The sequence below is a fragment of the Paraburkholderia sp. genome, from assembly GCF_035501035.1.
Lineage (GTDB): Bacteria > Pseudomonadota > Gammaproteobacteria > Burkholderiales > Burkholderiaceae > Paraburkholderia.
In genome coordinates this window covers 1-4,178 of record NZ_DATJWR010000374.1, presented here as the reverse complement: position 1 = coordinate 4,178, position 4,178 = coordinate 1, and the positions used below count along the sequence as shown (strand labels likewise).

The 4,178-nt window shown below is 62.8% G+C and carries 4 protein-coding genes and 1 pseudogene; 1 reads left to right on the top strand and 4 read right to left on the bottom strand.

Annotation, left to right across the window (positions count from 1 at the left end; all coding sequences use genetic code 11):
- Positions 1 to 350 precede the first annotated feature (350 nt).
- The 4 genes from VMJ11_RS27180 to VMJ11_RS27165 all read right to left on the bottom strand — a co-directional run bounded on the left by VMJ11_RS27180 (position 351) and on the right by VMJ11_RS27165 (position 3,353).
- The gene (locus VMJ11_RS27180) at positions 351 to 524 is read right to left on the bottom strand and encodes a hypothetical protein (RefSeq protein ID WP_325623557.1); all 174 of its coding nucleotides are present in this window, start codon (positions 522 to 524) and stop codon (positions 351 to 353) included.
- Positions 525 to 571: 47 nt separating this feature from the next.
- Positions 572 to 1,366: an ExeA family protein gene (locus VMJ11_RS27175; RefSeq protein ID WP_062826882.1), complete on the bottom strand. Its 795-nt coding sequence runs from the start codon at positions 1,364 to 1,366 to the stop codon at positions 572 to 574.
- Positions 1,367 to 1,368: 2 nt separating this feature from the next.
- Positions 1,369 to 2,688 carry a DDE-type integrase/transposase/recombinase gene (locus tag VMJ11_RS27170; protein ID WP_325623555.1) on the bottom strand — a complete coding sequence of 440 codons (1,320 nt, stop codon included), beginning with the start codon at positions 2,686 to 2,688 and terminating at the stop codon, positions 1,369 to 1,371.
- Positions 2,689 to 2,819: 131 nt separating this feature from the next.
- On the bottom strand, positions 2,820 to 3,353 hold the full coding sequence (locus VMJ11_RS27165; RefSeq protein ID WP_325623553.1) for a DUF6431 domain-containing protein: 534 nt from the start codon (positions 3,351 to 3,353) through the stop codon (positions 2,820 to 2,822).
- A 180-nt stretch (positions 3,354 to 3,533) separates the two neighbouring features.
- Here VMJ11_RS27165 and VMJ11_RS27160 point away from each other — a divergent pair.
- A pseudogene (locus VMJ11_RS27160) lies at positions 3,534 to 3,899 on the top strand (transposase); the annotation flags it as partial.
- Between the last annotated feature and the right edge of the window lie 279 nt (positions 3,900 to 4,178).

Sequence of the window (4,178 nt, the reverse complement as noted above, 5' to 3'; positions counted from 1 at the left end):
AAGTGACGCCCGTCAACGCTAGCCGTTAAGCGTCGGTTTTGAAGGGCAGCCCGCCGCCAGCCTGGTTGGTGACGGGCTGCCGCCAGACGAAGCAAATATCTGCGGATGCCATGAACAAGCTGTTTTTGCCCCGCTCATTGGTGTTACGTCTCACGCTAAACGAGGTACGGCATCGCGAGATATTCGAGGCGAGACGGCGCCGGTTGTCGCGGGCTGATCGGGCAGAATCCGTGCCTGATCGATCGCGAGATGCGGCGAAGGTAGACGCGCGTGTCATCGCGCATTGGATGATTTGATGGACGGCGCAACGAACACAGCCCCGGCTGTTTGAGCCCGGGGCTGCTGCGTGATCAGAAGGGATCGTCGATGCGGTGAGGTGGCGGCGGCGCAGCCCAAGGCTCGTTGCACCGCCGGATCTGCTCGCTGTACGCTGCGCTAAACCACAGCAGCCAGTCGCAAAGCAGTTGCTGGATCTGGGCGGCGGCCTCGTCGCTCATTTCGGGCAATGGCGGCGGACGGGGCATGATCTTTGGCGCCGCGCGCGATGCCTTTGCACGTTTGTCGCGGCTGTTCACCGGAATTCCTCGATGGCCTGTTGCAGCAGTTCGTCGGGCAGATGATTCAGACCCCGGGGCACGGCCAGCTGCATCGCGGTGCGCAGGATTCGCCCGGCGTGTCGCGGCAGACCACGTGAAGCCTGCCGTAGCAGCTCAAGCCCGGAGTCGGCCAGCAGCGTATGCGTGCAGCCGGCGCTCTTCAGGGCGTGCGTGATCAACTGCGCGAAGCGCTCGCGCTCGATCACGGGCTTCAGTTGCACGCGCGCCTGGATACGTCCGTACAGCGCGGCATAGGGCGCACGTTCGAGCGTGGTGGCCAGATTCGGATGCGCGGCCAGCCACACGGTGAGCAGGTTGCGCGAATCGAAGGCGAAGTTCAGGAACGACGGGAAGTCGCGGAAGAACTCGATGGGCAGGTTCTGCGCCTCGTCGATAATCCATACCACCAGCAACTGCTTGCCCTCGACGAGCTCGGTGATGCGCTGCTTCAGCTCGCGCCACAGGTCGGCACGCCGGTAGCTGGGCTCCAGTCCGAGCGCTCGTGCAAGCGACCGGTACAGGTCGATGCGGCCGAACTCCGTTTCGGCGAGATAAATGACGAGATAGCGATGCGGATTGAGGCTGCGAGTGAGATGGCGTAGTGCCGCGGTCTTGCCCACGCCCGGTTCGCCCGTCAGCAAGCCGATACCGGGACTGGTGAGCAGCCACTGGAAGCGCTCGGTGAGCTGGGCAAGCGCGCCATCGTCCCACAGGTCCGTCGAATCCTTGTCCAGCGGCGCGCAGCGCAGGCCGAAGTGTTGTCGGTACATGGTCAGCCCTCCGTGCGGTAATGACGCTGATGCACGAGCTCGAGCAGGTTCGGCCCTGATGCTGCGGCATGGGTGGCAGGTTGCGTCGATGGCCGCTGCCGCCGGCGCGTGCAGTTGGCCACCGTATCCAGTTCGGTGGCGAGGCCCAGGGCCTGCCCGGTCTGGCTCTCAACGCGTAGGACGGTGCCGGCGTGCGGATCAACCACGAGCAAGACCATCTGTCCGGTGAGCTCGTACGGGACCTCAAACCGTTTGCCGTTGAACGACACGGTGCCATCACGACGCACATGGCGCGAGATGCGATGCAGGAACAGTTCGTCCAGCCGCGCAGCCAGTGTGCCGAGCTGCCGGATGCGCGGCAGGTCCTGCTGGTAGCGTGAGAGCGGCGTGCGCTCGCCCAGTGCACCGTGTTTGCGGCGATGGTAGACCTGCTCGATCCATGCCCATAGCCGGGCGTTCAGGTCCGCCATGTCACGGATATGCGTCGCGTCGAGTTCGGCAAGGAACTGTTCGCGTAACGTGCGGTGCCAGCGCTCGAGCTTGCCTTTGCTGGTCGGCTGGTACGGCCGGCAATGCACGAGCCGGATTGACAGTTGCGCGCAGATGCCCTGCAGCGTTGAGGCACGATAGGCGGCGCCGTTGTCGACGACGAGCGTCTTCGGCACGCCGCGTCTGAGCAGCGCCTGCTTGAGCACGCCTTCAATGTCGAGCGCCGTCTCCGAGGTGCAGAACGCGCAATGGGCGATCAGCCGCGAGGCATCATCCATCAGCGACACGAGGTACGTCTTTGTACGCTTGCCGCCGAAGGACAGTGTCGGGCCGTGCAGCACATCGCCGTACCAGATTGAACCGGCATACTCGGCCTCGAAGCTGCGTTTCTCCTCAGGCACAACATCGGGACCGGCAATGCGTGAGATACCGTGCGCCTTGAGCAGACGATGCACCGCGCAGCGCGAGAGCGTGTCGCGTGGCACCACGCCGGCGGCCTCCAGCAGCAGCCGGATCTGGCGGATCGAACGGCGCGGGTTCTCGCGTTTGGCCGCGAGCACGGCGCCCTGTATGGCTTCAGGCAGCTTCGAGCGGCCCACATCAGTACGGGCGTGATCGGCGAGTCCCGTCAGACCATCACGTCGCCATGCGTAGTACCACTTGAGCAGCGTCTTCTCGCTGATATGACGCCGGCGCGAGCCGGGAATGGCGTATTCCTGCTGCGCGAGCTGTTGGACGATCTGCTGCAGCTCGCCGTGGCCCAGCCGTTCGCGGCTGACAAGCGGACCGAGCACCGACAGGCGAAACAGGGCCTTCGGATCGACTTCGTTCATAGGTGTTCCCCGTAAAAATGAAGGAACCCATATGAAACCGCCAATACGCGAGCTCGGGCAGTGAGCAAAGTGTGTGGGGTACCCGTTGCAGCGCAGACTTCGCCGTCGCGCAGCGAACGGGAATTACCCGATCACGGGACAGCGACACTGTCGTGATCGAGCCAGGCCATCGCTTCGCACAGTGGCATCAACTGGAGACAGGCGAGCCAGAAAGTGGCGAAGCCCACGCTGCGTCCGAGCGATGCAAACCGGCTGCGCAGATGAAAGGCGAAATGCTCATGCCTGGTCTCCAGCCATTGCCACCATCGCCGCACGGTGTGATGCCCGAGCGCGAAGATCGCAGCGGTACGGCGCAGCGAGGCGCCCGCGATCAGCAGGAGCAGCACCTGCTGCTGCAGCGCCCAGCCATACCAACGGCGCGGGCAGATGCACAGCGGCAGGCGCGAACAGGTGCGTCGACACGACGGACACCGGAAACGCGGTATCGGAAGCGGATTGAGATCGCCGTCGGCGCCGCGGTCAGCCTTGCGGTCGTAACAGCCATGCCCCCACAGGCAACCGAAGCCGCAATGCGGACAACAATCGGGACGATATGACTGGGGTGTGGCGACGACGGCGCGAAGATGTTGTTCGAAAGTGAGAAACGCAAATACAATTCGGTGCATGGCCAGTTTGTTCTTGATGTTCGTACGGCGTCCGGAAAACATCGCACGATATCAGAGCAATCCTGGCCATCCCCACATCCGCTGTGTCTCGCGCTGCTCGCGGTGATGTTCTGAAACTACACCTCGCCGATTGCGCGACAAACTCATCTACGGCTCCTCGAATTGTTCGCGACGTAACAGCGATTCTCAACCGTTGAGCGCGGCCTGACGATCAGTAAGTACTGGAGTTCTAATTGCCAGCAATGTTCGCTAAAAGGGGACTGCACGCCGGGTCCTCAACGTCGCGTGACACGCTGGGAGCACGAGGCTGTTCTTGATGAGATGCAGGCGCGACTTGATCATGCGCCTGAGATGATGCGCATCCGGCGACAGACTGTCGAGCACCCCTTCGGCACGATCAAGGCATGGATGGGCGCCACTCATTTCCTGACACGGACCATCGAGAAAGTGAGCACGGAGATGAGCCTGCACGTGCTGGCGTACAACATGAAGCGGGTGATCAAACTACTCGGTTCCGAAGCGGTTATGAAGGCGATGCGGGCGTGACGCCCGTGCGGAGTTGTTGAGCCTTTGCGATATGTTCGGCTGTGATTTGACCTTCGGCTCGTCGCAGTCGACAAGCGGCAATCCGCACCGGCACAGATTTCCTCAATTCCCAGTGGCTAAGCGTTTTGACACAGTCTGGGCCATGAAGAGACGGTCATCCGGCGCGTCGCCCGGACATTCAGATGGCGGCTCCCCCGCCAGCAAACGGACATTCGACCGCCGACGTCAACAACCTCGGGCCTCGAACAGTCTCTCGTAGGTCGCGGCGCCGCAATATTT

What these genes read in the sequence shown, in the direction of transcription:
- VMJ11_RS27180 (WP_325623557.1), bottom strand. Translation starts at nt 524, where the DNA reads ATGCCCCGTCCGCCGCCATTGCCCGAAATGAGCGACGAGGCCGCCGCC.
- VMJ11_RS27175 (WP_062826882.1), bottom strand. Translation starts at nt 1,366, where the DNA reads ATGTACCGACAACACTTCGGCCTGCGCTGCGCGCCGCTGGACAAGGAT.
- VMJ11_RS27170 (WP_325623555.1), bottom strand. Translation starts at nt 2,688, where the DNA reads ATGAACGAAGTCGATCCGAAGGCCCTGTTTCGCCTGTCGGTGCTCGGT.
- VMJ11_RS27165 (WP_325623553.1), bottom strand. Translation starts at nt 3,353, where the DNA reads ATGCACCGAATTGTATTTGCGTTTCTCACTTTCGAACAACATCTTCGC.